The sequence below is a fragment of the Tepidimonas alkaliphilus genome, assembly GCF_007556595.1.
GTDB classification, from domain to species: domain Bacteria; phylum Pseudomonadota; class Gammaproteobacteria; order Burkholderiales; family Burkholderiaceae_C; genus Tepidimonas; species Tepidimonas alkaliphila.
The window spans coordinates 190779-217139 of sequence record NZ_VJNB01000001.1; the positions used below are offsets into that span (position 1 = coordinate 190779).

Genomic DNA, 26361 nt, shown 5'->3' on the forward strand with positions numbered 1-26361 from the left:
TGCGCGTGCATATCAGCGGCGCAGCACCAGCCAGGCAAACGCCGCCAGCGACAGCCCCAGATACAGCGCTGCCGGCGCGCCCGCGGCCAGCCACGGCGCCCAGCCCAGCAGGTTGCCGATGTGGCCAAACAGGCCGTTGAGCAGCGCGTAGCTGATGCCCATCATCACCCCCACAAAAACCTGCGCCGACAGCGCCCGTTGACGGAAGTGCAGATAGGCAAACGGCAGGGCCAGCACCACCATCACCACGCATCCCAGGGGGTAGAAAAGCTTGCGCCAGAACTCAATCGCATAGCGCTGAGCATTTTGGTCGTTGCGCTCCAGATGGCGCACGTAGCGAAACAAGTCCAGCGTACCCATGCGCTCGGGCTTGAGCAGCGCCACTTGCAGCATCTCGGTGGTGAGTTCGGTCGGCCATGTGAGGCTGGCCAGAGCGTCCAGTTGCATAGCCCCGTCGGGCAGGTAGCGCTCGATGCGCACCTGCTGTAGCGTCCATGTCCGCGACGGCAAGGCTTGGCCGCGCTCGGCTTCCATGATTTCCCGCAGCCGGCCTTCGGCGTCAAAGCGGTAAACGCGCACGTGGCGCAGCTCGCCCTGCGGCGTCAAACCTTGCACGTTGACGATGCGCACGCTGTCGTCCTGCCGCTCGCGCAGCCAAGCTCCCGTGGCGCCGGCGCTGATGCCGCCCCGGTATTGCGCCTTGAGCAGTTGGGCTTGGCGGGCCGCCGCCGGCGCCACATAGTCGCCGATGACAAACGTGAGCAGCGCAAACCCCAGTCCTAAACCGATCACCAGGCGCAGCGCCAGCCCAGGCCCCAAGCCGCTGGTGCGCAGAATCACAAATTCGCTGTCGCGCGCCAACCGCGTCAGCGCCCACACCGTGCCGATCAGCACCGCGATCGGCAGCAGCTCGTAGGCGCGCGAGGGCAGCAACCAACCCACCGTGAGCAGCGCCTGCGGCCAGCCATAGCGCTGCCCGGGCTGGGTCAGCGACGGCGTGCCGAGCTCGCCGAGCTCCTCCACCAAGTCGAAGAACGCAAACAGCGCCAGGAAGCCCAACAGCACCCCGAGGGTGGCCTGAATGGCCTCGCCGTGCACCAGCCGGCGCACGATCAGCATGCCAGCGCTCCCCTCGGCAGCCTGCGCAGCCCGCCGTGGTCGCGCCAGGCGATCCAGCCCAGCGTGAGTGCCGCCACGCCGCCGTGCAAAGCCAGCGCCAGCATCCAAGGGTCGCCTAGGCCACGGCTGGCCCAGCCCTGAGTGGCCCCGAGCAAGTTGTAGTAAACCACAAAGGCCAGCAGCATAAACATCAAGTGTCCGGCGCGTCCCATCCGCGGCTGCGCGGCGGTGGCGGTCAAACCCAGCAGCGTCAGGTTGATGGCGCTCAACGCCAGTCCAACGCGCCACGCCAATTCGGCTTGATCGGCTGCGTCGCCCCGGCTCAACAGCCTCCAGGTGGGCGTGGCGCTGCGTCGGCGCAACTCCAGCTCCGGGGGTGCAGCGTCGGCCAGACGCAGCATATGCCGTTCAAATTGCGCTAGCTCGCGCTGCTGGCCGTCGGCGCTGCGCTGCCAGCGTTGACCCTCGTGCAGCGTCAGCCAGGTGCCGCGCTCGTCTCGATGCAGCTCGCCAGCGCGTGCTGTGATCACGGTCAAGCTGCCGTCGGGTTGGGTGCCGCTGACGAAAATGTGACGCCCGCTGCGGTCGGCTTCGGCGTTGCGATCGATAAACAACACGCGTCGACCATCCGCCGACTCTTGGAATTGGCCCGGAGTCACCCGCTGCAAATCGCCGCGCTGTTCATAGCGCTGGCGCAGCTCGTCGCGTTGCTGCTGTGCCCACGGAGCGGCCAGCAGCGCCAGCGCGCCCACCGCCAACCAAATCGGCCAGGCGACGCGCACCACGGGCCGCGCCAACCGGGTCAAACTGATGCCGCAGGTGCGCCAGATGATCCATTCGTGGTCGCGCTGCAGCCGCGCCAACGTGGCCACCACCGCCACCAGCAAGGCGACGGTCAGCACCACGCCGAGCTGGCCGATCAGGGCATAGGTCAGAAACAGCAGCAGCGCCTGGGGATCGACTTCGCCGCGGCTGGCTTGGCGCAACGTGCGCACCAGCGCCATCGTCAGCACCACGGTGAGAATCACCACCAGCGCAGCGCCAAAGGCACGCGCCAGTTCGCGGCGCAGCGACGATTCGAATAACATCCAAGGCTCCCATGGGATAACAAGCGCCAATTATGGACTTTGAACTTCGCCCCCTCGAGTGGTCTGAAGCCGCCCAGGTCGAGGTCGATGCCCTGGTGGTGGTGAGCTTCGATGGCTCTGTCGCCGCTGAGGCGGACGGGCCTTTGCAGCGTTGGATCGCGCAGGCTCAGCAGGCCGGCGATCTGGGGCAAGAGCCCGGTCAGTGGCTCGCGGCGTATCGGTTGCCTGAGGTGGCGGCGCGTCGGGTGGTGGCGGTGCGCGCAGGCGACGGCAGTCCGCGCCACGTGCGGCAGGCGGTGGCGGCCGGCTGGGGCGCGCTGCAGGGCGCGGCCCCGCGCACGCTGGGGCTGGTGCTGCCGCGCGCCGACGAGGCGGCGGTGACGGCGGCGGTGCTGGCCATCGCCGAGGCCAGCTACCGCTACACGACGACGCTGTCCAAGCCGAAGCCGCGCGTGCTGGAGCGCGTGCTGCTCGGCGTGCCGCAGGCCGCCGCCGTGCAGCGGGCGTTTGAGTGGGCTGCTGCCACCGTGCACGGCGTGGAGCTGGCCAAGGAGTGGGCCAACCGCCCGGCCAACCACGCGCGGCCGGCCGATCTGGCGGCGGCGGCCGAGGCGCTGGCCGGCCCCGACCTGGACGTGGAGGTGCTGGGGCCGAAGGAGGTCGAGCGGCTCGGCATGGGGGCGCTGCTGGCGGTGGCGCGCGGCAGCCGCGAGCCGCTGCGCTTCATCGTCTTGCGCTACCAGGGCGCCGGCAAGCGCCAGGCGCCGGTGGCGCTGATCGGCAAGGGCATCACCTTCGACACCGGCGGCATCTCGCTCAAGCCCGCCGCCGAGATGGACGAGATGAAGTTCGACATGAGCGGGGCGGCGGCGGTGCTCGGGGTGTTCGCGACGCTCGCCCAGCTGCGCCCGGCGGTCAACGTCGTGGGCCTCATCCCGGCGTGCGAGAACATGCCCGACGGCGGCGCCATCAAGCCCGGCGACGTGGTGCGCAGCCTGAGCGGCCAGACCATCGAGATCCTCAACACCGACGCCGAGGGGCGGCTGATCCTGTGCGATGCGCTGACCTACGCGCAGCGCTTCAAGCCGCGCGCCATCGTCGACGTGGCCACGCTGACCGGCGCCTGTGTGATCGCGCTGGGCGGCGTGCGCAGCGGCCTGTTCGCCAGCGACGACGCGCTGGCGCAGGCGCTGCTGGCCGCCGGCGAGGCGGCGCAGGATCCATGCTGGCGGCTGCCGCTGGACGACGAGTACGCCGAGGCGCTCAAGAGCCGCTTTGCGGACGTGGCCAACGTCGGCGGCCGCCCGGCCGGGGCGGTGACGGCGGCCAAGTTCCTGCAGCGCTTCGCCGGCGACGTGCCGTGGGCGCATCTGGACATCGCCGGCACCGCCTGGAAGGGCGGCAAGGACAAGGGCGCCACCGGGCGGCCGGTGCCGCTGCTGGTGCGCTGGCTGTTGGAACAGCAGGCTGAACCGGAGGTCGTGCTGCGACGTGCGCGGCGCGGGGCGCGCGCATGACGTCGGTGGCCTTCCACCTTCATGTTGGGGCCGATGAGCGCGCGGTGCGCGGCTATCTTTGTCGCTTGCTGGCCAAGGCGTATGCCGCCCGGGCGCGGGTTTGGGTCGTCGTGGAGCCGCCAGCCGTGGCCGCGTTGGATGAGGCGCTGTGGACGCTGCCCGCGGACGACTTTGTGCCGCACGTGCGCGCCGACCAGCCTGAGATGCTGCTGCGGCGCTCCCCGATTGTGATCGCGGCGCCGCAGCAGCCGCCGCAAGGCGTGCGCGACGTGCTGGTCAACGCGCAGCCGCAATGGTTGGCCTGGATTGAAGCCGCTGCGCCGGCGCGGGTGATCGAGGTGGTGGGCTCAGACGAGCAACTCAAGGCTCAAGCGCGGCTGCGCTGGCGGCGCTATCAACAGCTCGGCTGGCCGCTGCAGGTGCACGATCGCGCTGCCCGCAGCGCCGCGATGTCAGAATTGGCTCAGGAGGGGTGACGGCCATGGGCGCACACCGCCAGCCTCCGGCGCTGGTGCCGACGCTGACCGACATGGTGGAGCCGGCGCCCGAGCCGACCGCAGAGGCCGCGACCGCACTGTTGAACGGCTCAGCGGGTCCGCTGCAACCGTGCCAGGCCGAGGCCGCTCTCACGTCCCTCACGTTCGACGAGGCGGCCTTGGACGAGGTGGTGGAGCGGGTGCTGGCCCGTTTGCAGCCCCATCTGCAACAACAACTGCAGGCGGCCTGGGCGCGTTGGCTGCAGCAGCGCCTGGCGGAGGAGGGGCCGGCCTTGCATCAAGCGCTGCTGCGCGAGCTGGCTGGCTCCCTGCGGGCGGAGTTGACGCGGATCGGGCGCGAAGCCTTGGCGAACCGAGGAGGCTTGCATGGCCAGCATGATCCGAAATGACACTGGTTTTGGTGTATCTTTGTGAACCTGCGGGCATCAAAGCCGATGGTGCCCAGATCTTGTATCGTTGCTCATCCACAGAAAGGTCACCATGCAAAACTACACCAAAGTGGCGTTGGCCGCGGCTGCGGCGCTGGCGCTGACGGCGTGCGGCAAAAAAGAAGAAGCTCAGCCTGCGGCGCAGGGCAGCGCGGTGGAGCCGCTGATCGTCAAAATTGGTCACGTCGGGCCCACCAGCGGCCCGATCGCGCACTTGGGTAAAGACAATGAAAACGGCGCGCGCATGGCCATCGACGAACTCAACGCGGCGGGCATTCAGCTGGAGGGCCGTCCGGTCAAATTTGAGCTGCTGGCCGAAGACGACGCCGCCGACCCCAAACAGGGCACCGCGGCTGCCCAGAAGCTGGTGGATGCCAAGGTCAACGGCGTGATCGGCCACCTCAACTCCGGCACCACCATCCCGGCGTCGCAAATTTACAACGCCGCGGGCATTCCCCAGATTTCGCCGTCGGCCACCAACCCGAAATACACGCGGCAGGGCTTCAACAACGTATTCCGCGTGGTGGCCGACGACACGCATCTGGGCGGCACGTTGGGCAAATACGCGGTGGAAAAACTCGGCGCCAAGAAAGTGGCGGTGATCGATGATCGCACCGCTTACGGCCAAGGCGTGGCCGACGAGTTCGAAAAAGGCGTCAAGGCTGCCGGCGGCGAGGTGGTGGATCGTGAATTCACCAACGACAAGGCCACCGACTTCAACGCCATCCTCACCAAAATCAAAGCCAAGAAGCCTGATGTGATCTTCTTCGGCGGCATGGACGCCGTGGCCGGCCCGATGCTCAAGCAAATGAAGCAGCTGGGCATCAATGCCAAGTTCATGGGCGGCGACGGCATCTGCACCAGCGAGCTGCCGAAGCTGGCCGGCGACGGCATGGCCGACGAGCAGGTTTATTGCGCGGAAGCCGGCGGGGTGGAAGGCGAGCAAAAGGCTGCCATGGAAAAATTCCGTGCCGATTACAAAGCCAAGTTTGGCATGGATGTGCAGGTCTATGCGCCCTATGTGTATGACGCCGTGCACGTGATGGCCAAGGCGATGCAAAACGCCAACTCGGCCGACCCGGCCAAGTATCTGCCCGCGCTCAAGCAAATCAGCTACAAGGGCGTGACCGGTCTGATTGAGTTCGACGAGAAAGGCGACATCAAAAACGGCGCCTTGACCCTCTACACCTACAAGGGCGGCCAGCGCACCGAAATTGCGGTGGTGCGCTGAAGCGCGGGACAGCGGCGGCTTCCCATCTTAGCCGCCGTGTGGTCGGCTTAAGTTCGCGAGCAAACCCCGCTTTAAGCGGGGTTTTTTGTGGACGATGGCGGCGGCCAGTGCGCGGCTGCGGCGCTGCCATGCCAGCCTGACGACCAAAGCAAAAGCGCCCCGGCCAAGCGGCGGGGCGCTGACGGCTGTGTCCGCTTGCCGTGACAACCGGTTCAAGCGGCTACAGCGGTTCATTCCCTCAGGACAGGTGCGTGCTGATGATCTTGGTCATCTCAAACATGGAAACTTGCGGTTTTTTTAGCACCGCCTGCAGCTTGGCGTCGGCGTTGATCATGCGTTTGTTGGCCGCGTCCTGCAGTTTGTTTTTCTTGATGTAGTCCCACACCTTTTTCGTGACTTCCGTGCGCGGCAGCGGTTTGGAGCCGACGATGGCGGCCAGCTCGGCGCTCGGGGTCATCGGCTTCATGAAGGCCGCATTGGGCGTGCGCTTGGTCGCGGAAGAGGCCGCCGCACTTGGGGCCGACTTGGTGGTGGACGTGGACTTGGTCGCAGCAGCTTTTTTTGCAGTGGCCATGTGAGTCGATCCTTGGTTGGTTGCAAGCTCCCCAAGCGCGGCGCGAACGGCACGCCCGCCGGGATTTGCGCATCGTAATGCCAACGAAGCCGGTTTTCCAGCTTCGCGGCGTTCTTGGGCTTCAAAGGGTGCGTTTTCCCGGGGTTGTATGGTGCGCAGCGTTGCGTGGCGCAGACGCTTGGGGGCAGCGCCGCAATCCTCGCAGGCCGTTTCAACCTGCCCGCAGCGCTTCCCAGGTCATGGTAGCCGCCAGCGCATACAACAGCAGGGCAAAGACCCGCTTGAGCGCGGCCACAGGCAGCGCATGAGCCAGCCGCACTCCCAGCGGCGCCATCAGCACGCTGGCGGTGGCCAGAACCGCCAGCGCCGGCAAAAAGACATAACCCAGCGACCCAGGCGGACGTCCGGCCACGCTGGCTCCCGACCACAGATAACCCGCTCCGTTGGCCAGGGCGATGGGAAAACCCAGCGCCGCGCTGGTGGCCACGGCCTGGTGCATGACCACCCCGCACCAGGTCATGAAGGGCACGCTGATGAAGCCGCCGCCTGCCCCCACCAAGCCAGAGACGAACCCGATGGCGCCGCCGGCGGCAAACTGCCCTGCGGGGCCCGGCAAGCCGCGACTGGGCTTGTCCTGAGACTGACCTGCCGAGCGCAGCATCTGCGTGGCCGAAAACGCAATAAACGCCGCAAACAGCAGCGCCAACCAACGTCCCGGGATGACATGGAAAACGCCGGCGCCAGCCAGCAGCGAGCCGATCACGATCCCGGGCGAAAGGTTGCGCACCAAATCCCAGCGCACCGCGCCGCGGCGGTGGTGCGCGCGCACGCTGGATAGGGAGGTGAACAAAATGGTGGCCATCGAAGTGGCGATGGCCATTTTGACCGCCAGGTCCGACGCCACTCCACGCTGGGTTAGGATGAAGGTGATGAATGGCACCATCAGCATGCCGCCGCCGATGCCCAGAAGTCCGGCCAGCAGCCCCGTGACCAAGCCAAGTGCGGCCAGCTCAGCAATCAACCAGGTTTCAAGCATGATGAAAAGGGCGGGACGCATCCGCCTGAACGTCGAGCAGCGGGGGGCGGGATGAGCGCGGCAGCCCGCAGAAGGAGGGTGTCTGCCAAACCGCCGGGCTGGCATCCTGAACGCAGGGGTTCAGGTGGGCGAGGGCAGCGTGGCTTCGGGTTCGTCTGACGCGAGACGATCGCGCCCGCCACGCGATGTACCAAGCCCGAGCTCAATGAGCATTGGTTCAAGGAATTTAGAGCCCGAGGGCTGGCAGACGAACCAATTGTACCCCGCAGGGGATCGGCTGTCTTGATCGATTGCCCTTACTGCGACTGTTCATGGCTGCCCAGCGCCTCATCCAGCCGCTGGATCAAGCGGCGCAAGCGCTCCTCGATGCCAGCAGGCAAAGCCGCCGGGTCTTTGGCAGGGGGCTCCGGTTCTGGGGTGCCGAAGGAGGAATGCCGAAAGGCGAGCGCTGGGTCGCGGTGCGCGGCGTCAAATGCGATGTTGAGCGCCGCCAACACCGCAATGCGGTCACGGGCTTTGACTTTGCCGGCATCGCGGATGCGGCACATCGCCGTGTCCACTTGGGCGACGGCCTCGCGCAGGGCCGCCTCCCCGTCGGCAGGGCAGGCCAGCACGTAGGTCTGGCTCATGATCTGCACTTCGACCTGCTTGATGGGGGCTGCGGCCGTCATGGCTGCGTCTCCGCCCCATCCAGGGCCGTGGCCAGCGCCTGCAGGCGCTGGCGCGCTTGCTGGCATTGCGCAAGCAGCTGATCACGCTCTTGCTGCAAGCGCTGAATTTCTTGTTCGAGCAACGCCTCGCGGCGCTGCAGCGCCTGGTAGCGCTGCACCAATCGCTCCACGCGCGTGGTGAGTTCGTCGATCAGAGGGATTTCCATTAGGCCAAGATTGTAGGCGGTGCGCTCGCCCCGGCGCTACAATCAGACTGCGTTGGTGCTCGCGCTGCTCGATCGTAGCGGCGCAGTTAAACGGGAAGCTGGGAGGCGGCGGCCGCTCGAGGTACGCCGCCCAACCAGCGCTGCCCCCGCAACGGTAAGTGGACGTCGCCGTGCCTGTCCGGCACGGCGGCCGCTTCCGGCCCCACGCCACTGGGTGCCCGCCGCGCCCGGGAAGGCGCCGGAGGTTGTTTCCACCAGCCCGGAGACCGGCCAACGTGGTGGCGTGGCGTGTGCAGCGCTGCGCTGGTTCGCCTGCGCACCGTCGGGGTTGGCGGTGAGGGTTCGTCGATGCCCTTCGATCCGACATGATCCATTCCGCTCTTGCCGGCCGCCTGCGGCCGGTGGCGCTGGCGTGCGCGTGCGCCAGCTTCGCCCTGTCTGCCCGCGCGGCCGAGCCGGCCGCCAAGCTCGAGGCGGTGGTCGTCACCGCCAGCCGAACCGAGACCGCCAGCCGCGACCTGGTGGCCGACGTGGTCGTCATCGACCGCGACACGCTCGACCAGTCCGCCGGGGCGACGCTGACGGAGGTGCTGCGCCAGCACGCCGGCGTGCAGATCGCCAGCAACGGCGGCTGGGGCAAGCAGGCCAGCGTCTTCCTGCGCGGCACCGAGGCGCGGCATGCGCTGCTGCTGATCGACGGCGTGCGCTACGGCTCGGCGACGCTCGGCCAGCCGAACTGGGACAACCTGCCGCTGGAGGCGATCGAGCGCATCGAGGTGCTGCGCGGCCCGGCGGCGGCCCTCTACGGCAGCGACGCGGTCGGCGGCGTGGTGCAGATCTTCACCCGCGCCGGCGCCGAGGGACCGGCACGGCCCCATGCCGGCGCCACGGTCGGCAGCTATGGACGGCGGGAGACGCGCGCCGGCGTCTCCGGCGGCACGGCCCAGGTGCGCTACGCGCTGGGCGTCTCGGCGGGCCGGGAGGATGGCTTTTCCGCCACCAACGAGCGCGTGCCGTTCGGCAACTTCAACCCCGACCGCGACGGCTTCGAGCAGCGCGCGCTGCACGCCCGCCTGGACGCCGACCTCGCGCCGGGTCTGCGGCTGGCAGCGCACGCGCTGGTCTCCAGCGGCGACAGCCAGTTCGACAGCAGCCTGAACGGCTCGGCCAGCTTCGACGTGCATGGCCTGACCACCACGCGGGTCTGGGGCGTGACGCTGACGCAGGCGTGGACGGGTGGCGGGCGCACGCAGCTGAAGTTCGGGCGCGCCGACGACCTGACGCGCAACCTCTATCGCACCGCCACCACCGTGTTTGACACCGAGCGCCGCCAGTGGACGCTGCAGCACGACCAGCCGACCTCGCTGGGGACTTTCACCGTCGGCGTGGACCATGTGCGGGAAGAGGTCAACAGCACCACCGCCTACACGGTGCGCGACCGCAATCTGGATGGCGTTTTCGCCGGCTGGCACGGGCGCGCTGGCGCGCACCGTTGGCAAGCCAATGTGCGGCGCGACGACAACTCGCAATTTGGCGGCGCCACCACCGGCTCGCTGGGCTACGGCTACGACGTGGCGCCGGGCTGGACGGTGCTGGCCGCGGCCGGCACGAGCTTCAAAGCGCCGACGTTCAATCAACTTTACTTTCCGCAGTTTGGCAACCCCACCACTCAGCCGGAAAAGGGCCGCAGCCGTGAGCTGGCGCTGCAGTGGGCCCAGGGGCCGCACCAGTGGCGGCTGACCTACTTCGAGCAGCGCATCCGCGGCTACATCACGACGACGCCCGTGGTGGTCAACCTGCCCAAGGTCGCCATCGACGGCTGGAGCTTCACGGGCCAGACCGTGCTGGATGGTTGGCGCATCGGCGGCAGCTTGGAGCTGCTGGAGGCGCGTAACCGCACACCAGGATCCAATTTTGACCGTCGGCTGCCGCGCCGCGCGGAAGAGCAGCTGACGCTGACGGTGGAGCGGTCGCTGGTGGGCTGGTGGGTGGGGGCGCAGGCGCTGCTGGTTGGGGATCGCTTCGACGACGTGGCCAACACGCGCCGCATGGGCGGTTTTGGCACCTTGGGTTTAACCGCCCAACGCGCGCTGGCCCCTGGCTGGACGCTGCGGCTGAGGCTGGATAACCTGGCCGACAAGCGCTACGAGACCGCCTGGGGTTACAACCAGCCCGGGCGCGCGGCTTACGTGACGCTGCAGTGGCAGCCACCGCGCTAGACCCTGACCGCGCCTTGCCATGCGCTGCCCCGCGCTGCTGATCGCCGCCCCGGCCTCCGGTCAGGGCAAGACCAGCGTCACCGCGGCGCTGGCGCGCTGGCACGCGCGCCAGGGGCGGCGCGTGCGGGTGTTCAAGTGCGGGCCGGATTTTCTCGATCCGCAGTGGCTGGCGCTGGCCAGCGGCCACCCGGTGGACAACCTCGACCTCTGGATGAACGGCGAGGCCGACGTGCGCGCGCGGCTGGCGCGCGCGGCGCAGCAGGCCGACCTGATCCTGATCGAGGGGGTGATGGGCCTCTACGACGGCGAGCCCAGCGCCGCCGAGCTGGCGCAGCGGCTGGGCATCCCGGTGCTGGCGGTGGTGGACGCGGGGGCGATGGCGGGCACCTTTGGCGCGCTGGTGCACGGGCTGCGCCACTACCGGCCCGGGCTGCCGTGGGCCGGGGTGCTGGCCAACCGCGTCGCCGGCGCGGGGCATGCGCAGATGCTGCAGGCGGCGCTGCGCGACGGCGACGGCCCCTGGTGGGGGGCGCTGCCCCGCGACCAAAGCATGGCCCTGCCTGAGCGCCATCTGGGCCTGACCCAGGCCGGCGAGCTGCCGGATGCGCGGGCGCGGCTGGACCGGCTGGCCGATGCGCTGCAGGCCACGCCGCTGGGCCGGCTCGCCTGGCCCGATTGGCAGCGCTGGGCGGTGGAAATGCAAGCGTCCGTCGAGCCGCCCTTGGTGGAGCCGTGGCTGGCCGGGCGGCGCATCGCGGTGGCGCGCGATGCGGCGTTCGGCTTTCTCTACCCCGCCAACGTGGAGACGCTGCAGGCGCTGGGGGCCGAGGTGGTGTTCTTTTCGCCGCTGGCGGACGAGCCGCTGCCCGAGGCCGACGCGCTGTGGCTGCCGGGCGGCTACCCGGAGCTGCACGCCGACCGTCTCGCCTCCGCGGGTCGCACGCGCGCCAGCGTGCAGCGCCACGTGCAGGCGGGCCGGCCGGTGTGGGCGGAGTGCGGCGGCATGCTGGCGTTGCTGGAGGCGCTGACGTTGGCCGATGGGCGGCGCGTGCCGATGTGGGGGCTGCTGCCCGGGCAGGCCGTCATGCGCCTGCGGCTCGTGGCGCTCGGGCCGCACGCCTGGGCCACGCCGTGGGGCGAGCTGCGCGGGCACACCTTTCATTACTCGGAGGCGCAGATCCCGCTGGCGCCCGTGGCGCACACCACCCCGGCGCGGGCGCATGGCCGGCCCGAGGCCATCTGGCGCCACGGGCCCATCCTGGCGAGTTATTTCCACGCCTGGTTCGCCTCGGCCCCGCGCGCGGTGGCGCAGCTCCTTTCGCCGCAGCATGAGCGGGTGCCAGCCGTGTCGCAGGAGGCCGCCGCATGACCCGGCCCGATCTCGGCCCGCAGCGCATCGTCTGCCTGACGGAGGAGACCACCGAGTGGCTCTACCTGCTCGGGCAGCAGCACCGCATCGTCGGCATCAGCGGCTACACGGTGCGTCCGCGGCAGGCGCGGCAGGAAAAGCCGCGCGTCAGCGCCTTTCTGAGCGCGAAGATCGACCAGATCCTGGCGCTGCGGCCCGATCATGTGTTTGGCTTTTCCGACCTGCAGGCCGACATCGCCGCCGCGCTGATCCGCGCGGGTGTGGCCGTGACGGTGTTCAACCAGCGCAGCGTCGAGGAGATCTTTGCCATGCTGTGGCAGGTGGCGGCGCTGGTCGGCTGCGCGCAGCAGGGCGAGCGGCTCTTGGAGGCGATGCGGGCGCGGCACGCCGCGATGCGCGCGGAGATCCAGCGGCGGCTGCAGCAAGGGGCGCGGCGCCCGCGCGTCTATTTCGAGGAGTGGGACGACCCGCCGATCACCGCGATCCGCTGGGTGTCGGAGCTGATCGAGCTGGCCGGCGGGCAGGACATCTTTCCCGAGCGGGCGCGCGAGCCGCTTGGCAAGGACCGCGTGCTGCCCGATCCGCAGGAGGTGGTGCGGCGCGCCCCGGACCTCATCATCGGCTCGTGGTGCGGCAAGAAGTTCCGGCCCGAGCGCGTGGCCGCGCGCCCCGGCTGGCAGGACGTGCCGGCGGTGCGCGACGGCCAGCTGCACGAGATCAAGAGCGCCGACATCCTGCAGCCCGGCCCGGCGGCGCTGACGGACGGCGTGGCGCAGTTGCACCGCCTCATCCTGGCCTGGATGGACGGGCCGGGACGGGCCGCGGAGGGCCAGCGCCCGCGGGAGGGCGGCGATGCGTGAGCTGGTGCTCGGCGGCCAGAAGAGCGGCAAGTCGCGCTGGGCCGAGGGGCGCGCGGCGCAGTGGCTGGCGGCGGATGCGCGCCACCGCGCGGTGCTGCTGGCCACCGCCCAGCCGCGCGACGCCGAGATGCGCGCGCGCATCGAGCGCCACCGGCGCGAGCGGGCTACCCGCGTGCCGGGGCTGGAGACGCTGGAGGTGGCCGGCGCCGAGCTGCCGCAGGCGCTGCAGCGCCAGAGCTCGCCGCAGGCGCTGGTGGTGGTCGATTGCCTGACGCTGTGGCTGACGCAGCTGGCGTGGCCGCCGGGGCGGGCGGCGGCGGTGGAGCCCGAAGCGCTGGAGGCGCCGATGCAGGCGCTGGAGCAGGCGCTCATGGCCGCCAGCGGCCCGGTGGTGCTGGTCGGCAACGAGATCGGCCTGGGCGTCATCCCGCTCGGGACGGAGGTGCGCGCCTTCGTCGATGCGCTGGGCACGCTGAACCAGCGCGTGGCGGCCTGCTGCGAACGCGTCACGCTGATGGTGGCGGGCTGCGCGCTCACCGTGAAGGGGGCGGCCTGATGGCCATCCGGCGCTTGGCGCGGCTCGGCTGGGGGCGGGCGCTGCTGCTGGCCGCCGCGCTGCTGGCCGGCGGGCCGGCGCGCGCCGAGGTGCGTCTCACCGACGACCAGGGCATGGAGGTGCGGCTGGCGCAGCCGCCAACGCGCATCGTCAGCCTGCTGCCGTCGCTGTCGGAGGCGGTGTGCGAGCTGGGCCGCTGCGACCGGCTGGTGGGGGTGGACCGCTACACCAACTGGCCGCCGGCGCTCGCGGGCGTGCCGCGCGTCGGCGGCGGGCTGGACCCCAACATCGAGGCGATCGTGGCGCTGCGGCCCGACGTGGTGCTGGCGGCCACCTCCTCGCGCGCGATCGAGCGGCTGCGTGCGCTGGGCCTCAAGGTGGTGGCGCTGGAGCCGCGCACGCACCAGGACGTGCAGCGCGTGCTGCTGACGCTGGGCGCGCTGCTGGAGGTGCCGGATGCGGCGCGCGTCTGGCGCGCCATCGACGCGGCGGTGTCGGCGGCGGCGCAGTCGCTGCCGCCGGCGGCGCGCGGGCTGCGCGTCTATGTCGAGGTCAGCCCGGGGCCCTACGCGGCGGGGGAGGCGTCGTTCATCGGCCAGACGCTGCAGCGCCTGGGGGCGCGCAACGTGGTGCCGGCCTCGCTGGGCCCCTTCCCGAAGCTGAACCCGGAGTTCGTCGTGCGCGCCGACCCGGACGTGATCCTGGTCAGCAGCCGCGCCGCCGAGGCGTTGGCGCAGCGGCCCGGCTGGGCCGCCTTGCGCGCGGTGCGGCAGGGGCGGGTGTGCGCGTTCGACGCCGCGCAGTCCGACGTGCTGGTGCGGCCGGGGCCGCGCATGGCCGAGGCGGCGCGGCTGATGGCCGACTGCCTGGCGCGCGCCGCCGGGCCGGCGCGCCCGACGGCTGCGGCGGCGGGAGGTCGCCCGTGAACGCGCGCCGCGCCGCCGGGGTGCTGCTGGCGCTGCTCGTGGCGGCGGCGGCGCTGCTGGGGCTGGCCGTCAGCGTCGGCAGCCAGGGGCTGGAGCCGGTGTGGACGGTGTTGGCGCCCCCGTCCGACGCGGGGCAGGCGGCGCTGGCGGCGCAGATCGTGTGGGAGATCCGCCTGCCGCGGGCGCTCGGCGCCTGGGCCGCCGGGGCGCTGCTCGGCGTGGCCGGCGCGGTGGCGCAGGGGCTGTTTCGCAACCCGCTGGCCGATCCGTTCCTGCTCGGCAGCGCGGCGGGGGCGTCGCTGGCGGTGGCGCTCGCCTTGGTGGCGCTGGGCGGCTCGGCTGGCATGCTGGGCGGCGCCGGCGCACCGGGCTGGAGCGTGCTGTCCTCCAGTCTCTGGGTGCGGCTGGGCCTGACCGGGGCGGCGTTTGTCGGGGCACTGGCGGCGGTGCTGCTGACGCTGGCGCTGGCGCGCGGCGTGCAGCACACGCTGCGGCTGCTGCTGGCGGGCGTGGTGGTCGGCGTGGTGCTGGGGGCCGGCACGCAGTTCGTGCTGCTGCAGGCGCCGGATGCGCTGCAGGCGATGCAGGCGTTTCTGCTCGGCTCCACGGCGTTCGTCGGCTGGTCCTCGGCCGGGCTGATGCTCGTGGCGGCCGTGCTGTGCACCGCGGCGGCGACGCTGCTGGCGCGCGCGCTGGACGCGCTGGCGCTCGGCGAGGCCACCGCCGCGAGCCTCGGCCTGCCGCTTGCGACGCTGCGTCTGGCGCTGGTGGCGGTGCTGGCGCTGGCCACCGCCAGCGCGGTGGCGCAGACCGGGCTGATCGCCTTCGTGGGGCTGGCAGCGCCGCACCTGGTGCGCGCGCTGGCGCCGACGACGCACGGCTGGCTGATGGCGCTGGCGGCGGCGATGGGCGGCGCGCTGCTGCTGGCCGCCGACACGCTGGCGCGCGGGTGGCTGGCGCCGCAGGAGCTGCCGGTGGGCGTGCTGACGGCGGTGCTGGGCGGCGGCTATCTGCTGTGGCTGATGCACCGGGGGCGGCTGCGGGGGCAAGGGGCATGACGGGCACCGTGCATTCCGCCACCGACATCGCGCTGGCCGCGCAGGGGGTTCGCGTCGCCCTCGGTGGCCGCCCGGTGCTGCACGGCGTGACAGCGGCGCTGCCGCGCGGGCGCTGGACCTGCCTCGTCGGCCCCAATGGCGCCGGCAAATCCACGCTGCTGAAGGCGCTGGCGGGCCTGCTGCCGTTGCAGGGCGGGCGCGTCGAGCTGCTGGGGCGGGCGTTGCAGGACTGGCCGCGGCGGGCGCGCGCCCGTACGGTGGCGTGGCTCGGGCAGGCCGAGCCCGGCGGCGACGACCTCACCGCCTGGGACGTGGCGATGCTGGGCCGCCTGCCGCACCAGCCGTGGCTGGCCACCCCCAGCGCCGCCGACCGTGCGGCGGTGGAGCAGGCGCTGCGCCAGACGCAGGTGTGGGACTGGCGCGCGCGGCCTTTGGCGCAGCTCTCCGGCGGGCAGCGCCAGCGCGTGCTGCTGGCGCGGCTGCTGGCGGTGCAGGCGCCAATCCTGCTGATGGACGAGCCGCTGGCGCACCTGGATCCCCCGTATCAGGCCGACTGGCTGGCGCTGGTGCGCGCCCTGATACGCCAGGGCCACACGGTGGTGACCGTGCTGCACGAGCTCAACCTCGCGCTGCACGCCGACGAGCTGCTGATCCTGGACGCCGGCCGCGTGCGCCACCACGGGCCGGCGCACGAGCCGGCCACGCACCGCGCGCTGGAGCAGGTGTTCGACCAGCGCATCGCGGTGCGGCCACTGGATGGCCAGACCGCCGTCGCGGGCGATATTGGGGCGCGTTGGGTTGTGTTGCCCAAGGTGCCTGTTGAGGCCGAAGGCGGCATGGCCGCTGAGGTTGCCCGCGCCCACCCGGGCGCATTCATCTGTAAGGAGGTCTGTCATGCACATCGAACCGGGAGTTGTTGAAGGCGGCAAAGCGCTGCTGGGCTATGCCACGGGTACCGCTGCCTTGGCGTGGGCCGGCAAGCTGGCTTGGGACATGCTGCGACAGGAGGGGGCGCAGGCGTTGCTGCTGCGCTCGCTGCTGACCACCGCCCTGGTGTTTTGCTTTTTCGAGGTGCTGCCGCACCATCCGGTCGGCGTCTCGGAGGTGCACCTGATCCTGGGCACGACGTTGCTGCTGCTGTTTGGGGTGGCGCCCGCTGCCCTGGGGCTGGCCGGCGGGTTGCTGATTCAGGGGCTGTTTTTCGCGCCGGCGGATTTGCCGCAGTATGGGATGAACGTCACCACGCTGTTGGCGCCGCTGTATGCCACCGCGGCGCTGGCGCAGCGGGTCATTCCGCAGCAGGTGGCCTACGTCGATCTGCGCTACGCGCAGGCGCTCAAGCTGTCCGTGGCCTATCAGGGCGGCATCGTGGCCTGGGTGGCGTTCTGGGCGCTGTATGGTCATGGCCTCGAGGCGGACAACCTGGCCAACATCGCAGCATTCGGCGCGGCGTATGTGGCGGTGATCGTGGCCGAGCCGCTGATCGACCTGGCGGTGCTGGCGGCGGCCAAAGCTCTGCATGCCCTGAAGCGCAGCGTGGCGGTGCAGCGCCGGCTCTACCATGCCGCTTGAGGCTGTGGAGCCGATGGCGCCGGGGTGGGTGTCGATCGTCGGCGCCGGCCCCGGGCCGTTGGATTTGCTGACCCTGCGCGCCCTGGATCGGCTGCGTTGCGCCGAGGTGGTCATCCACGACCGCCTGATCGGCGCCGACATCCTGGCCGAGATTCCGGCGCAGGCGCTGCGCTACGACGTCGGCAAAGCGCGTGGTCGGCACACGCTGCCGCAGGCCGACATCCACGCGCTGATGGTGGCGCATGCCCGCGCCGGGCGGCGCGTGGTGCGGCTGAAAGGCGGCGATCCCTTCATCTTTGGCCGCGGCGGCGAGGAGATGCAGGCGCTGCTGGCCGCGGCGGTGCCGTTTGAGGTCGTGCCCGGGGTCAGCGCCGCACAGGGCTGCGGGGCCGCCGCCGGCATCCCGCTGACGCAGCGCGAGCTGGCAAGCCTGTGCGTCTTCTTGCCGGGGCACGCGGACCGCGGCGACGGCGGCTACGACTGGGCGGCGCTGGCGCGCCCCGGCCAGACGTTGGTGTTTTACATGGGCGTGGCGCGGCTGGCGCGCATCGCCGAGCGCCTGATGGCGCATGGATTGCCCCCTGACACGCCGGCGGCGCTGGTGCTGGACGGCACGCGTCCGACCCAAACCGTGCTGGCCCGTCCGCTGCAGGTGTTGGCCAGCCAGGCTCCGCCGTATGGGCCGCGGCCTGGACTGGTGATCATCGGCCCGACGGTGGCCTTGAGCCCGCACTATCGAGCGCACGCAACGGTTTCTTTGGAGGAATTGGCGCGATGAGCACGCTGGATGCGGGCCTAAACCGGGCGGCGCTGCGCCGCGGCTGGTGCCCGGGGGCCTGGCGGCCGATGCCATCGGGCGACGGCTGGATCCTGCGCATCCGCGTGCCGCTGGGGCGGCTGTCGCGGCGGCAGGCCGAGGGGCTGGCCGAGCTGATGCAGGCGCAGCGGCTCGACGTCATCGAGCTGACCCAGCGTGCTCACTTGCAGTGGCGTGGTGTGCGGCCGGCCCAGCACGCCGCGCTGCTGAGTGGCCTGCGGTCGCTCGGACTGCTGGACGAGGATGCGGCGCAAGAGGCACGGCGCAACGTGCTGGTGCAGCCGTGCTGGCAGCCGGGCGACGCCACGCACCGGGTGGCGCAGGAGCTGCTTCAACGGCTGCGCCAGCCTGATGTCCCGCCGCTGCCCGCCAAATTTGGCTTTGCCGTCGATCTGGGCCAGCGCCCCTGCCTGCGCGCCGCCAGCGCCGACGTGCGCATCGAGCTCCTGCAAGACGGATGGGCGCTCGTGCGGCCCGACGGTAGCCCGCATGGCGTGGCGGTGCCGCTGGAGCGTGCGGCTGAGGAAGCGATGACGCTGGCGGCGTGGTTCGCCAAATGCGCCCAAGGGCCAGATGCCCCGCGGCGAATGGCGGTCTGGATGGCGCAACGGCTCCGACCCGCCAATGACCCCTCGTCTGCAGCCGCTGCCGACGCCAAGCCGCAAGCGTTTCAGCCTTGGTGGGCCACGCTGCCATCAGGTATGGCCTGGGTGGCTGTGCCGTTGGGGCGGCTCAGCGCCGCGGCGTGGGCGCGGCTGGCGCAGCTGGCGCCGCTGCGGCTGACGCCGTGGCGCGCCGTGTTGCTGGAGCGCCGCGCCCAGGCCCCACACGATGAGGCGTGGATCATTGAGGCGTCGGATCCGCGGCTGCGCGTGGCCGCGTGCGTCGGCGCCCCTGGCTGCGTGCAGGCCGCGGGCCCCACGCTGCCGTTGGCCGAGCGGTTGGCGGCTCACGTGCCGCCACGGAGCTGGCTGCACATCAGCGGCTGCGCCAAGGGATGCGCGCATCCCCATCCAGCGCCCACGGTGCGCGTGCGTCCCGACGGCTGGGATTGGATCGAATGGGGGCGGGCCGATGCCGCAGCCGAGGCCCATTTCAGCGAAGTGGAGCCGCTCATCGACGCGGTGCGCCGCGGCGTTCCGCGGCGCGCAGGGCCCCGATCGGACAAGGAACGGGTGGCGCGATGACGACTGAGACGCTTAACGATTACGAGCGCGACGGCGCGGCGATCTACCGCCGCTCGTTCGCCATCATTCGCGCCGAGGCCGATCTGGCGCGCTTCGATGCCGAGCAAGAGCCGGTGGTGGTGCGCATGATCCACGCCTGCGGCCTGGTGGAGCTGGCCAGGGACGTGGCGTTCACGCCGGACTTGGTGCCGGCGGCGCGCGCCGCGCTGCGCCGCGGTGCGCCCATTCTGTGCGACGCGCAGATGGTGGCCGTCGGCATCACGCGCAGGCGCCTGCCCGCCGACAATCCGGTGCTGTGCACGCTGCACGACCCGCAGGTTGGCGCCTTGGCGCAGCGGCTGGGCACCACGCGCAGCGCGGCGGCGCTGGAGCTGTGGCGGCCCCATCTGGCCGGCGCGGTGGTGGCGATTGGCAATGCGCCGACGGCCTTGTTCCGCCTGCTGGACATGCTGCGCGAGCCCGACTGCCCGCGCCCGGCGGCCATTGTGGGCTGTCCGGTCGGGTTCGTCGGGGCGGCCGAGTCCAAGGCGGCGTTGATGGCGCAGCCGCCTGCGCCTGCGCTGACGGTGCACGGGCGTCTGGGTGGCTCGGCCATCGTGGCGGCGGCGCTCAACGCACTGGCCAGCGAGGAGGAGCGCTGATGGGCCGCATCGTCGGCGTCGGTTTGGGGCCAGGCGACCCGCAGTTGGTGACGGTGCGCGCCCAGCGTTGGCTCACCCAGGCGCGTCAGGTGGCGTATTTCCGCAAGCGCGGCCGCCCCGGACGTGCGCGGCGCATTGCACAAACCTGGCTGGCACCGCAGGCGGTGGAGCACGCGATGGAGTATCCCGTCACCACCGAGCTGCCATTCGACAGCCCGGCCTACATCGATCGGCTGGCCCGGTTTTATGACCACTGGGTCGAGCGGCTGGAAGCGCTGGCCGCGCAGGACGACGTGGTGGTGCTCTGCGAGGGCGATCCGTTTTTCTACGGCTCGTTCATGCATCTCTATGAACGGCTGCGCCGCCGGGGACGCGTGCCGGTGGAGGTGGTGCCGGGGTTGCCGGGCATGGTCGGTTGCTGGTCGGTCTGCGGCCAGCCGATGGCTTGGGGCGATGATGTGCTGACCGTCCTGATGGGCACGCTGCCCGAGGACGACCTGGTGCGGCACATGCGGCAGGCCGACGCGCTGGTGGTGATGAAAGTGGGCCGCTACCTCGGGCGGGTGCGGCGCGCGCTGGCGCGGGCGGGCCTGCTGGCGCGCGCGTGGCTGGTGCAGGAAGGCACGATGGAAGGGCAGCAGGTGCAGCCGCTGGCCGTCGTGGACGAGCAGGCGCCTTGCCCCTATTTCGCCCTGGTTCTGGTGCCGGGGCAGGGGCGCCGGCCGGAGGTCGAAGCATGAGCGGCTGGCTGTGCGTGGCCGGTCTGGGTCCGGGGGATGCGGCGCTGGTCACCCCGCAGGTGCAGCAGGCGTTGGAGCAGGCCACCGACGTGCTGGGCTACGGCCCATATCTGGCGCGCGTGCCACGGCGGGCGGATCAAGCGTGTCACGCCAGCGACAACCGCGAAGAGCTCGAGCGCGCGCGCCACGGGCTGCGGCTGGCGCAGGCAGGACGGCGGGCGGTGATCGTCTCTTCCGGCGATCCGGGGGTGTTTGCCATGGCCGCTGCGGTGTTCGAGGCCATGGAGGCCGAGCCAGCCTGGCAGCGGCTGGACGTGCGCGTGCTGCCCGGGGTGACGGCCATGCTGGCGGCGGCGGCGCGGCTGGGCGCGCCGCTGGGTCACGATTTTTGCGCCATCAACCTGAGCGACAACCTCAAGCCGTGGGCGCTGATCGAGCGGCGGCTCGTGCTGGCGGTGCAGGCCGACTTGGTGCTGGCGCTCTACAACCCGCGCTCGCGCAGCCGCCCTGAGGGTTTTGCCCGCGCGCTGGCGGTGCTGCGCCAGCACTGCGAGCCGCAGCGCTGGGTGGGGTTGGCGCGCGCGGTCTTCACGCCCCAGGAGTCGGTGCGGCATCTGCCGCTGGCCCAAGTGCAGCCGGACATGGCCGACATGCGCACGCTGGTCATCGTCGGCAGCCGCGCCACGCGCACGGTCGGGCGCTACCTCTACACCCCGCGGAGGGCTGATTGATGGGGCGGTCTAGGGCGTTTCGCATGCCGCATCGATGCGGCTCAAGCTGGTGGAGCGTCGGTGGGCGGGTCTGCGCTGGGGGCGGCGCGATCCTCGTGCGCGGGCAGCCCGAGCCACTGCAGCGCCTCGGCGACGGTTTCGGCGATGGGCCGCGGCGGCAGCGCCGGGCGCTCGATCAGCAGCACCGGCAGGCCCAGGGCGCGCGCGGCCAGCAGCTTGGCCTGGCCGCCATGGCCGCCCGAGTTTTTGGCCACCACCCACGCGATGCGGTGGGTGCGCAGCAGCGCCAGGTCGCCCTCCAGCGCGTAGGGGCCGCGCTGCACCACCACCGCGCCGCGCTGCGGCGGCACCTCAAGCCCTGGCTCGACGATGCGCAGCAGATACCAATGCGGGGTGCGCTGCAAGAACGGCTGCACGTGCTGGCGCCCGATGGCCAGAAAGACCCGGCTCGGTGTGGTCGGCAGCGCGTGCAAGGCGGCGTCGAGGTCAGGCACGCGGTGCCAGCGGTCGCCGGGGCCGGGACGCCACGGCGGGCGCTGCAAGGCCAGCAGCGGCACGCCCGTTTGCGCGCAGGCCTGGATGGCGTGGCGGCTCATCTGCGCGGCAAAGGGGTGCGTGGCGTCGATGACGTGCGTGACGCGCTGCTGGCGCAAATAGGCGGCCAGCCCCTCAGGGCCGCCGAAGCCGCCGACGCGGGTCGGCAGCGGCTGCGCGATCGGCTGCGCGGTGCGCCCCGCGTAGGAAAACGTCGCGGGCACGCCGGCGTGGGCCAGCGCCTGCGCCAGCTGCGAGGCTTCGGTGGTGCCGCCAAGCAGGAGGACGTGCATGGCTGAAGCGTGGCTGTCGATCATCGGCATCGGCGAAGACGGTCTGCAGGGTTGCAGCGAGTCTAGCCGCCGTTTGCTGGCGCATGCGCGGCGCGTCTTTGGCGGGCCGCGCCATCTGGCGCTGGCCGGCATCGAGCCCGAGCGCGCCGAGCCGTGGCCGGTGCCGTTTGACATCGCCCCGCTGCTGGCCTGGCGCGGCCAGCCGGTGGTGGCGCTGGTCTCGGGCGATCCGTTCTGGTTTGGCGCGGGCAGCGTGCTGGCGCGCGCCTTGCCGCGTCAGGAGTGGCAGGCCATCCCTGCGCCTTCGACGTTCACCCTGGCCGCCAGCGCCCTGGGCTGGCCGCTGGAGGAGGTGCGCTGCCTGGGGCTGCACGCGCAGCCGCTGCGCGCGCTGTGGCCGCATCTGGGGCGGGGGCGGCGCCTGCTGTGCCTGCTGCGCGACGAGGCGGCGCTGCACGCGGCGGTGGCGCTGCTGCGCGAAGAAGGCTTTGGCGCCAGCACCGCCTGGGCGCTGCAGCGGCTGGGCGGCCCGCGGCAGCGCATCGAGCGCTTTGCGATCCAGGACGGCGCGCCGGCGGGTTTGCAAGCGCCGCTGGCGCTGGCGCTGGATCTGCACGACGGCCCGGAGGGCTTGCCCGCGTGCCCCGGCTTGCCCGATGCGCTGTTCGAGCACGACGGCCAGCTCACCAAAGCGCCGATGCGGGCGTTGACGCTGCAGGCGCTGGCGCCGCGCCCCGGGCAGCGGCTGTGGGACTTGGGCGCGGGCAGCGGCTCGGTCAGCGTCGAGTGGTGCCTGGCCGGCGGCGTGGCCGAGGCGGTGGAGCGGGACGCGGCGCGCGCCGAGCGCGTGCAGCGCAACGCCGAGCGCTTTGGGCTCACCCCGCGCCTGCGCGTCTGGCCAGGCGAAGCCTTGGCGACGCTGGCGCAACTGCCCGAGCCGCAGGCGGTGTTCATCGGCGGCGGCATGGATGCGGCGCTGTGGCAGGCGCTGCGGCCCCGGCTGCCGGCGGGCTGCCGGGTGGTCGTCAATGCCGTGACCACCGCCACCCAAGCCTTGTTGGCGCAGCTGCACGAGCGCCACGGCGGCCAGCTGCGGCAGATGGCCTTGGCCGAAGCGCAGCCGCTTGGACCGCAGCAGGGCTTTGTGCCGTGGCGACCGCAGTGGCAATGGGTGTGGCAGGCGCCGCCTGTTGACGCTGAAGGGAATACGGCATGACCGTGCATTTCATTGGTGCGGGGCCCGGCGCCCCCGATCTGCTGACGCTGCGCGCGCGCGACCTGATCGCCCGCTGCCCGGTGTGCCTGTATGCCGGCTCGCTGGTGCCGCCACAGGTGCTGGCGCACTGCCCGCCGCAGGCGCGCGTGATCGACACCGCGCCGCTGTCGCTGGAGCAGATCCTGGACGAAATCCGTGCCGCCCATGCCCGCGGGCAGGACGTGGCCCGGCTGCACTCGGGCGATCTGTCGGTGTGGTCGGCGCTGGCGGAGCAGCTGCGCGCGCTGCGGGCCGAGGGCATCCCTTACACGATCACGCCCGGCGTGCCGTCGTTTGCCGCCGCGGCGGCGGCCTTAGGTTGCGAGCTGACCTTGCCTGGCGGCAGCCAGACGGTGGTGCTGACCCGCGCCCACGGGCGCGCCACCCCGGTGCCCGAGCGCGAGCGCCTGGAGGTCTTGGCCGCCACCGGGGCCACGCTGGCCATCCACCTGAGCGTTCACGTGCTGGAGCAGGTGGTGCAGACGCTGCTGCCGCACTACGGCGCCGATTGCCCTGCGGCGGTGGTCTGGCGCGCCAGTTGGCCGGATGAGCGCATCGTGCGCGCGCCGCTGGGCGAACTGGTGCAGGCCGCGCAAGGCGGGTTGGAGCGCACCGCCCTGATCCTGGTCGGGCGCAACCTGGCCCAAGACGGCTTTGGCCGCAGCCGCCTGTATGCGCCGGATTACGAGCGCCGCTACCGCCGGGCCGCATCCGGGGAGGGCTCCACATGAGCGCGCGCTGGCATTTGAGCCTCATCGGCATGGGCATGGGCAGCCCCGCGCACCTGACCCGCCAGGGCGAGCAGGCGCTGCGTCGCCTGGATCTGCTGTTGCTGCCCGACAAAGGCGAAGACAAGGCCGAGCTGGCCGCGGCGCGGCTGCGCCTGCTGCAGGCGGTGCGCCCGGATTTCGACACCGACGCGGGTGGCGACCTGCGTGTGGCGCGCTACGCCGTGCCGCCGCGCGACGGCTCGGACGCCGCCGACACGCCGCGCTACCTCGATGGCGTGCGGCGCTGGCACGACGCGCTGGCCCGCGCCTGGGCGCAGGCGCTGCGCGACCATCTGCCGCACGGCGGGCGAGCGGGCGCGCTGATCTGGGGCGACCCGGCGCTGTTCGACAGCTCGATGCGCATCGCCCAGCGCGTGGCGCGCGAGCTGCCGCTCGAATGGGAGGCGGTGCCCGGCATCAGCGCGCTGCAGGCGCTGACCGCCGCGCACGGCGTGCCGCTCAACGAGCTGGCCAGCCCAGTGCTGATTACCACCGGGCGGCGGCTGCGCCAGCACGGCTGTCCGCCGGACGTGCCGGCGCTGGCCGTCATGCTCGACGGCGGTACGGCGTTTGAGACGCTGCCCGACCCGCACGCCTGGCGCATCTGGTGGGGAGCTTACCTCGGGCTGCCGCAGCAGACCCTGGACAGCGGCCCGCTGGCGCAAACCGGTCCGCGCATCGCGCGCGCCCGCGCGGCCTTGCGGCAGGCGCACGGCTGGATCCTGGACATCTACCTGCTCAAGCGCCACGGCGCCGACGACTGCTGACCCCCTACAACCTTGGGAGCTTGAACCGATGGAATTGCTCACCCCCCCGCTGCAGCGCACCACCCCCAAGCCGCAAGGCCCGCGCCGTGGCCTCATCATCGTGCACACCGGCCACGGCAAAGGCAAAAGCACCGCGGCCTTCGGCCTGGCGATGCGCGCGTACGGGCGCGGCAAGGCCGTCAAGATCTTCCAGTTCATGAAAGTGCCCAGCGCCCGCTTTGGCGAACACCGCGTCTTTGAGCAGCTGGGCATCCCGATCGAAGGGCTGGGGGATGGCTTCAGCTGGAAAAGCCGTGACCTGGAGCACTCCGCCGAGCTGGCGCGCCAGGGCTGGGCGCGCGCCGAGGCGGTGATCCGCGCTGGCCAACACTTCATGGTGGTGCTCGACGAAATCATGTACCCGCTGCGCTACGGCTGGATCCCGCTGCAGGTGGTGCTGGACGCGCTGCGCCAGCGCCCGCCCGAGACGACGGTGGTGCTGACCGGCCGCCATGCCCCGCAGGAGCTCATCGACCTGGCTGACACCGTCACCGAAATGGTCAAGCACAAGCACCACTTCGACGCCGGCGTGCCGGCGCAGCGCGGCATTGAAGATTGACCTCCTTGAGGCTTTTTTACGACGTTTCACGCCATGAACCTCAACAAAATCCCCGCTACCATCGTCACCGGCTTTCTGGGCGCCGGCAAGACCACGCTGCTGCGCCACCTCCTGACCCAGGCGCAGGGGCGGCGCATCGCCGTGATCGTCAACGAGTTCGGCGAGCTGGGCATCGACGGCGAATTGCTCAAAGGCTGCGGCATCGGCTGCGACGAGACCGGCGCGGACAACGGCCAGCTCATCGAGCTGGCCAACGGCTGCCTGTGCTGCACGGTGCAAGAGGAATTCGCGCCGGTGATGGAGCAGCTGGCCCAGCGCCGCGACCAGATCGACCACCTGGTCATCGAGACCTCCGGCCTGGCGCTGCCCAAGCCGCTGGTGCAGGCGTTTCAGTGGCCCACCATTCGGCATGCTTTCACGGTTGATGCGGTCGTCACCGTGGTGGATGCGCCGGCAGTGGCCGAAGGCCGCTTTGCCCATGACCCTCAAGCCGTCGATGCCCAGCGCCGCGCCGACCCCGAGCTTGACCATGACACGCCGCTGGCCGAGCTCTTTGAGGATCAGCTGGCCACCGCCGACCTGGTCGTGCTCAACAAAGCCGATCAGCTCGATGCCGATGCGCTGCAGCGTGTGCGCGCGATGGCGGCGGCGCGCGCCCCGGCGGCGGTGCAGACCGTGGTGGCGCGGCACGGTCAAGTGCCGCCCGAGGTGCTGCTGGGCCTGGGCCGCGCCGTGGAAGACGTGATCGAGGGCCGCCGCACCCACCACGACGACGAGGACGACGACCACGACCACGACGCTTTTCAATCGGTGGCGCTGGCGCTGGAGGTGCGCGACCGGCAGCACCTGCTGCAGACGCTCTCAACCCTGGTGGCGCGCCACGGCCTGCTGCGCATCAAGGGTTTTGTGGCGCTGCCGCAGGCGGCGCTGCGGCTGGTGGTGCAGGGCGTGGGCCCGCGGCTGGACAGCCACTTCGACCGCCCCTGGCGCACGGACGAGCCGCGTCGCAGCCTCCTGGTGTGCATCGGGCAAGGGCTGGACGAGGCGGCGCTGCGCGCGGATCTGCGCCAGGCCGGGTTGCTGGCGGCGTCCGCCACGTAA

Annotated in this window: 29 protein-coding genes and 1 riboswitch; of the genes, 22 read left to right on the plus strand and 7 right to left on the minus strand. The window is 71.3% G+C overall.

Translation table 11 applies throughout. The annotated features are described in order from the left end of the window. Window positions 1-12 precede the first annotated feature (12 nt). Window positions 13-1119 carry an LPS export ABC transporter permease LptG gene (gene lptG / locus Talka_RS11865; RefSeq protein WP_185970012.1) on the minus strand — a complete coding sequence of 369 codons (1107 nt, stop codon included), beginning with the start codon at window positions 1117-1119 and terminating at the stop codon, window positions 13-15. Next, window positions 1113-2207, minus strand: a complete 1095-nt coding sequence (lptF, locus tag Talka_RS00920; protein WP_143889139.1) for an LPS export ABC transporter permease LptF — start codon at window positions 2205-2207, stop codon at window positions 1113-1115. Before lptF ends, lptG begins: the two co-directional genes overlap by 7 nt. Window positions 2208-2239: 32 nt before the next feature. Between lptF and Talka_RS00925 the strand changes: the two genes are divergently transcribed. From Talka_RS00925 to Talka_RS00940, 4 genes are all read left to right on the plus strand, one after another. Then, window positions 2240-3724: a leucyl aminopeptidase gene (locus tag Talka_RS00925; protein ID WP_143889140.1), complete on the plus strand. Its 1485-nt coding sequence runs from the start codon at window positions 2240-2242 to the stop codon at window positions 3722-3724. Next, the gene (locus tag Talka_RS00930; protein ID WP_143889141.1) at window positions 3721-4200 is read left to right on the plus strand and encodes a DNA polymerase III subunit chi; all 480 of its coding nucleotides are present in this window, start codon (window positions 3721-3723) and stop codon (window positions 4198-4200) included. Before Talka_RS00925 ends, Talka_RS00930 begins: the two co-directional genes overlap by 4 nt. Before the next feature lie 5 nt (window positions 4201-4205). Then, complete coding sequence (locus tag Talka_RS00935; protein ID WP_143889142.1) at window positions 4206-4610, plus strand: hypothetical protein; 405 nt, start codon at window positions 4206-4208, stop codon at window positions 4608-4610. Between the two features lie 91 nt (window positions 4611-4701). Continuing rightward, window positions 4702-5880, plus strand: coding sequence for a branched-chain amino acid ABC transporter substrate-binding protein (locus Talka_RS00940; protein WP_143889143.1), 1179 nt, complete (start codon window positions 4702-4704; stop codon window positions 5878-5880). Window positions 5881-6118: 238 nt separating this feature from the next. On the opposite strand, the gene Talka_RS00945 is transcribed toward Talka_RS00940, so the two are convergent. The 4 genes from Talka_RS00945 to Talka_RS00960 all read right to left on the minus strand — a co-directional run bounded on the left by Talka_RS00945 (window position 6119) and on the right by Talka_RS00960 (window position 8367). Beyond that, window positions 6119-6538 carry an SWIB/MDM2 domain-containing protein gene (locus Talka_RS00945; RefSeq protein WP_246100511.1) on the minus strand — a complete coding sequence of 140 codons (420 nt, stop codon included), beginning with the start codon at window positions 6536-6538 and terminating at the stop codon, window positions 6119-6121. A 127-nt stretch (window positions 6539-6665) separates the two neighbouring features. Continuing rightward, a complete protein-coding gene (locus tag Talka_RS00950; RefSeq protein WP_143889145.1) occupies window positions 6666-7490 on the minus strand; it encodes a sulfite exporter TauE/SafE family protein in 825 nt (274 codons plus the stop codon). Window positions 7491-7786: 296 nt separating this feature from the next. Beyond that, window positions 7787-8143: a cell division protein ZapA gene (locus tag Talka_RS00955; RefSeq protein WP_143889448.1), complete on the minus strand. Its 357-nt coding sequence runs from the start codon at window positions 8141-8143 to the stop codon at window positions 7787-7789. A 14-nt stretch (window positions 8144-8157) separates the two neighbouring features. After that, window positions 8158-8367, minus strand: coding sequence for a DUF904 domain-containing protein (locus tag Talka_RS00960; RefSeq protein ID WP_143889146.1), 210 nt, complete (start codon window positions 8365-8367; stop codon window positions 8158-8160). A gap of 36 nt (window positions 8368-8403) precedes the next feature. Next, window positions 8404-8656: riboswitch (cobalamin riboswitch) on the plus strand. Between the two features lie 76 nt (window positions 8657-8732). Between Talka_RS00960 and Talka_RS00965 the strand changes: the two genes are divergently transcribed. Genes Talka_RS00965 through cobJ form a run of 13 tightly spaced genes read left to right on the plus strand, consistent with a single transcriptional unit; the run spans window position 8733 to window position 21043 of the window. Beyond that, the gene (locus Talka_RS00965; RefSeq protein WP_143889147.1) at window positions 8733-10586 is read left to right on the plus strand and encodes a TonB-dependent receptor domain-containing protein; all 1854 of its coding nucleotides are present in this window, start codon (window positions 8733-8735) and stop codon (window positions 10584-10586) included. 19 nt (window positions 10587-10605) lie between these two features. Beyond that, complete coding sequence (locus Talka_RS00970) at window positions 10606-11955, plus strand: cobyrinic acid a,c-diamide synthase CobB (protein WP_143889148.1); 1350 nt, start codon at window positions 10606-10608, stop codon at window positions 11953-11955. Then, window positions 11952-12815: a cobalamin-binding protein gene (locus Talka_RS00975; RefSeq protein WP_143889149.1), complete on the plus strand. Its 864-nt coding sequence runs from the start codon at window positions 11952-11954 to the stop codon at window positions 12813-12815. The genes Talka_RS00970 and Talka_RS00975 overlap by 4 nt, the downstream gene beginning before the upstream one ends. Then, window positions 12808-13371, plus strand: a complete 564-nt coding sequence (locus Talka_RS00980; protein ID WP_143889150.1) for a bifunctional adenosylcobinamide kinase/adenosylcobinamide-phosphate guanylyltransferase — start codon at window positions 12808-12810, stop codon at window positions 13369-13371. The genes Talka_RS00975 and Talka_RS00980 overlap by 8 nt, the downstream gene beginning before the upstream one ends. After that, window positions 13371-14297, plus strand: coding sequence for an ABC transporter substrate-binding protein (locus Talka_RS00985; protein WP_143889151.1), 927 nt, complete (start codon window positions 13371-13373; stop codon window positions 14295-14297). Before Talka_RS00980 ends, Talka_RS00985 begins: the two co-directional genes overlap by 1 nt. After that, window positions 14294-15355 (plus strand): FecCD family ABC transporter permease, encoded by a 1062-nt coding sequence (locus Talka_RS00990; protein ID WP_143889152.1) that lies wholly within the window; start codon window positions 14294-14296, stop codon window positions 15353-15355. The genes Talka_RS00985 and Talka_RS00990 overlap by 4 nt, the downstream gene beginning before the upstream one ends. Beyond that, window positions 15352-16275, plus strand: a complete 924-nt coding sequence (locus Talka_RS00995) for an ABC transporter ATP-binding protein (protein ID WP_143889153.1) — start codon at window positions 15352-15354, stop codon at window positions 16273-16275. The genes Talka_RS00990 and Talka_RS00995 overlap by 4 nt, the downstream gene beginning before the upstream one ends. Then, complete coding sequence (locus Talka_RS01000) at window positions 16250-16927, plus strand: energy-coupling factor ABC transporter permease (RefSeq protein WP_143889154.1); 678 nt, start codon at window positions 16250-16252, stop codon at window positions 16925-16927. Before Talka_RS00995 ends, Talka_RS01000 begins: the two co-directional genes overlap by 26 nt. Beyond that, window positions 16917-17705 (plus strand): uroporphyrinogen-III C-methyltransferase, encoded by a 789-nt coding sequence (cobA, locus tag Talka_RS01005; RefSeq protein WP_143889155.1) that lies wholly within the window; start codon window positions 16917-16919, stop codon window positions 17703-17705. Before Talka_RS01000 ends, cobA begins: the two co-directional genes overlap by 11 nt. Then, entirely contained in the window at window positions 17702-18931 is a 1230-nt protein-coding gene (locus Talka_RS01010; protein ID WP_143889156.1) for a precorrin-3B synthase, read from the plus strand. The genes cobA and Talka_RS01010 overlap by 4 nt, the downstream gene beginning before the upstream one ends. Then, window positions 18928-19572 (plus strand): precorrin-8X methylmutase, encoded by a 645-nt coding sequence (locus tag Talka_RS01015; protein ID WP_143889157.1) that lies wholly within the window; start codon window positions 18928-18930, stop codon window positions 19570-19572. Before Talka_RS01010 ends, Talka_RS01015 begins: the two co-directional genes overlap by 4 nt. Then, a complete protein-coding gene (gene cobI / locus Talka_RS01020; RefSeq protein WP_143889158.1) occupies window positions 19572-20312 on the plus strand; it encodes a precorrin-2 C(20)-methyltransferase in 741 nt (246 codons plus the stop codon). Before Talka_RS01015 ends, cobI begins: the two co-directional genes overlap by 1 nt. Further along, window positions 20309-21043 carry a precorrin-3B C(17)-methyltransferase gene (gene cobJ, locus Talka_RS01025; RefSeq protein ID WP_143889159.1) on the plus strand — a complete coding sequence of 245 codons (735 nt, stop codon included), beginning with the start codon at window positions 20309-20311 and terminating at the stop codon, window positions 21041-21043. The genes cobI and cobJ overlap by 4 nt, the downstream gene beginning before the upstream one ends. A gap of 41 nt (window positions 21044-21084) precedes the next feature. Here the strand turns inward: cobJ and Talka_RS01030 are convergent, their stop codons facing one another. Further along, window positions 21085-21870 carry a cobalt-precorrin-6A reductase gene (locus Talka_RS01030; RefSeq protein WP_143889160.1) on the minus strand — a complete coding sequence of 262 codons (786 nt, stop codon included), beginning with the start codon at window positions 21868-21870 and terminating at the stop codon, window positions 21085-21087. Between Talka_RS01030 and cbiE the strand changes: the two genes are divergently transcribed. From cbiE to cobW, 5 genes are read left to right on the plus strand one after another with little or no spacing between them, the layout of a single operon-like run. Then, window positions 21869-23086: a precorrin-6y C5,15-methyltransferase (decarboxylating) subunit CbiE gene (cbiE, locus tag Talka_RS01035; protein WP_143889161.1), complete on the plus strand. Its 1218-nt coding sequence runs from the start codon at window positions 21869-21871 to the stop codon at window positions 23084-23086. The genes Talka_RS01030 and cbiE overlap by 2 nt on opposite strands. Further along, window positions 23083-23856, plus strand: a complete 774-nt coding sequence (cobM, locus tag Talka_RS01040) for a precorrin-4 C(11)-methyltransferase (protein ID WP_143889162.1) — start codon at window positions 23083-23085, stop codon at window positions 23854-23856. Before cbiE ends, cobM begins: the two co-directional genes overlap by 4 nt. Further along, window positions 23853-24662, plus strand: a complete 810-nt coding sequence (gene cobF, locus Talka_RS01045) for a precorrin-6A synthase (deacetylating) (RefSeq protein ID WP_143889163.1) — start codon at window positions 23853-23855, stop codon at window positions 24660-24662. The genes cobM and cobF overlap by 4 nt, the downstream gene beginning before the upstream one ends. A gap of 28 nt (window positions 24663-24690) precedes the next feature. After that, entirely contained in the window at window positions 24691-25260 is a 570-nt protein-coding gene (cobO, locus tag Talka_RS01050; protein WP_143889164.1) for a cob(I)yrinic acid a,c-diamide adenosyltransferase, read from the plus strand. Window positions 25261-25293: 33 nt separating this feature from the next. Continuing rightward, complete coding sequence (gene cobW / locus Talka_RS01055) at window positions 25294-26361, plus strand: cobalamin biosynthesis protein CobW (RefSeq protein ID WP_143889165.1); 1068 nt, start codon at window positions 25294-25296, stop codon at window positions 26359-26361.

Bases quoted from the DNA above. Each gene is read 5' to 3' on its own strand.
- lptG (WP_185970012.1), bottom strand. From the start codon at position 1,119: ATGCTGATCGTGCGCCGGCTGGTGCACGGCGAGGCCATTCAGGCCACC.
- lptF (WP_143889139.1), bottom strand. From the start codon at position 2,207: ATGTTATTCGAATCGTCGCTGCGCCGCGAACTGGCGCGTGCCTTTGGC.
- Talka_RS00925 (WP_143889140.1), top strand. From the start codon at position 2,240: ATGGACTTTGAACTTCGCCCCCTCGAGTGGTCTGAAGCCGCCCAGGTC.
- Talka_RS00930 (WP_143889141.1), top strand. From the start codon at position 3,721: ATGACGTCGGTGGCCTTCCACCTTCATGTTGGGGCCGATGAGCGCGCG.
- Talka_RS00935 (WP_143889142.1), top strand. From the start codon at position 4,206: ATGGGCGCACACCGCCAGCCTCCGGCGCTGGTGCCGACGCTGACCGAC.
- Talka_RS00940 (WP_143889143.1), top strand. From the start codon at position 4,702: ATGCAAAACTACACCAAAGTGGCGTTGGCCGCGGCTGCGGCGCTGGCG.
- Talka_RS00950 (WP_143889145.1), bottom strand. From the start codon at position 7,490: ATGCTTGAAACCTGGTTGATTGCTGAGCTGGCCGCACTTGGCTTGGTC.
- Talka_RS00960 (WP_143889146.1), bottom strand. From the start codon at position 8,367: ATGGAAATCCCTCTGATCGACGAACTCACCACGCGCGTGGAGCGATTG.
- Talka_RS00965 (WP_143889147.1), top strand. From the start codon at position 8,733: ATGATCCATTCCGCTCTTGCCGGCCGCCTGCGGCCGGTGGCGCTGGCG.
- Talka_RS00970 (WP_143889148.1), top strand. From the start codon at position 10,606: ATGCGCTGCCCCGCGCTGCTGATCGCCGCCCCGGCCTCCGGTCAGGGC.
- Talka_RS00975 (WP_143889149.1), top strand. From the start codon at position 11,952: ATGACCCGGCCCGATCTCGGCCCGCAGCGCATCGTCTGCCTGACGGAG.
- Talka_RS00980 (WP_143889150.1), top strand. From the start codon at position 12,808: ATGCGTGAGCTGGTGCTCGGCGGCCAGAAGAGCGGCAAGTCGCGCTGG.
- Talka_RS00985 (WP_143889151.1), top strand. From the start codon at position 13,371: ATGGCCATCCGGCGCTTGGCGCGGCTCGGCTGGGGGCGGGCGCTGCTG.
- Talka_RS00995 (WP_143889153.1), top strand. From the start codon at position 15,352: ATGACGGGCACCGTGCATTCCGCCACCGACATCGCGCTGGCCGCGCAG.
- Talka_RS01000 (WP_143889154.1), top strand. From the start codon at position 16,250: ATGCACATCGAACCGGGAGTTGTTGAAGGCGGCAAAGCGCTGCTGGGC.
- cobA (WP_143889155.1), top strand. From the start codon at position 16,917: ATGCCGCTTGAGGCTGTGGAGCCGATGGCGCCGGGGTGGGTGTCGATC.
- Talka_RS01010 (WP_143889156.1), top strand. From the start codon at position 17,702: ATGAGCACGCTGGATGCGGGCCTAAACCGGGCGGCGCTGCGCCGCGGC.
- Talka_RS01015 (WP_143889157.1), top strand. From the start codon at position 18,928: ATGACGACTGAGACGCTTAACGATTACGAGCGCGACGGCGCGGCGATC.
- cobI (WP_143889158.1), top strand. From the start codon at position 19,572: ATGGGCCGCATCGTCGGCGTCGGTTTGGGGCCAGGCGACCCGCAGTTG.
- cobJ (WP_143889159.1), top strand. From the start codon at position 20,309: ATGAGCGGCTGGCTGTGCGTGGCCGGTCTGGGTCCGGGGGATGCGGCG.
- cbiE (WP_143889161.1), top strand. From the start codon at position 21,869: ATGGCTGAAGCGTGGCTGTCGATCATCGGCATCGGCGAAGACGGTCTG.
- Talka_RS01030 (WP_143889160.1), bottom strand. From the start codon at position 21,870: ATGCACGTCCTCCTGCTTGGCGGCACCACCGAAGCCTCGCAGCTGGCG.
- cobM (WP_143889162.1), top strand. From the start codon at position 23,083: ATGACCGTGCATTTCATTGGTGCGGGGCCCGGCGCCCCCGATCTGCTG.
- cobF (WP_143889163.1), top strand. From the start codon at position 23,853: ATGAGCGCGCGCTGGCATTTGAGCCTCATCGGCATGGGCATGGGCAGC.
- cobO (WP_143889164.1), top strand. From the start codon at position 24,691: ATGGAATTGCTCACCCCCCCGCTGCAGCGCACCACCCCCAAGCCGCAA.
- cobW (WP_143889165.1), top strand. From the start codon at position 25,294: ATGAACCTCAACAAAATCCCCGCTACCATCGTCACCGGCTTTCTGGGC.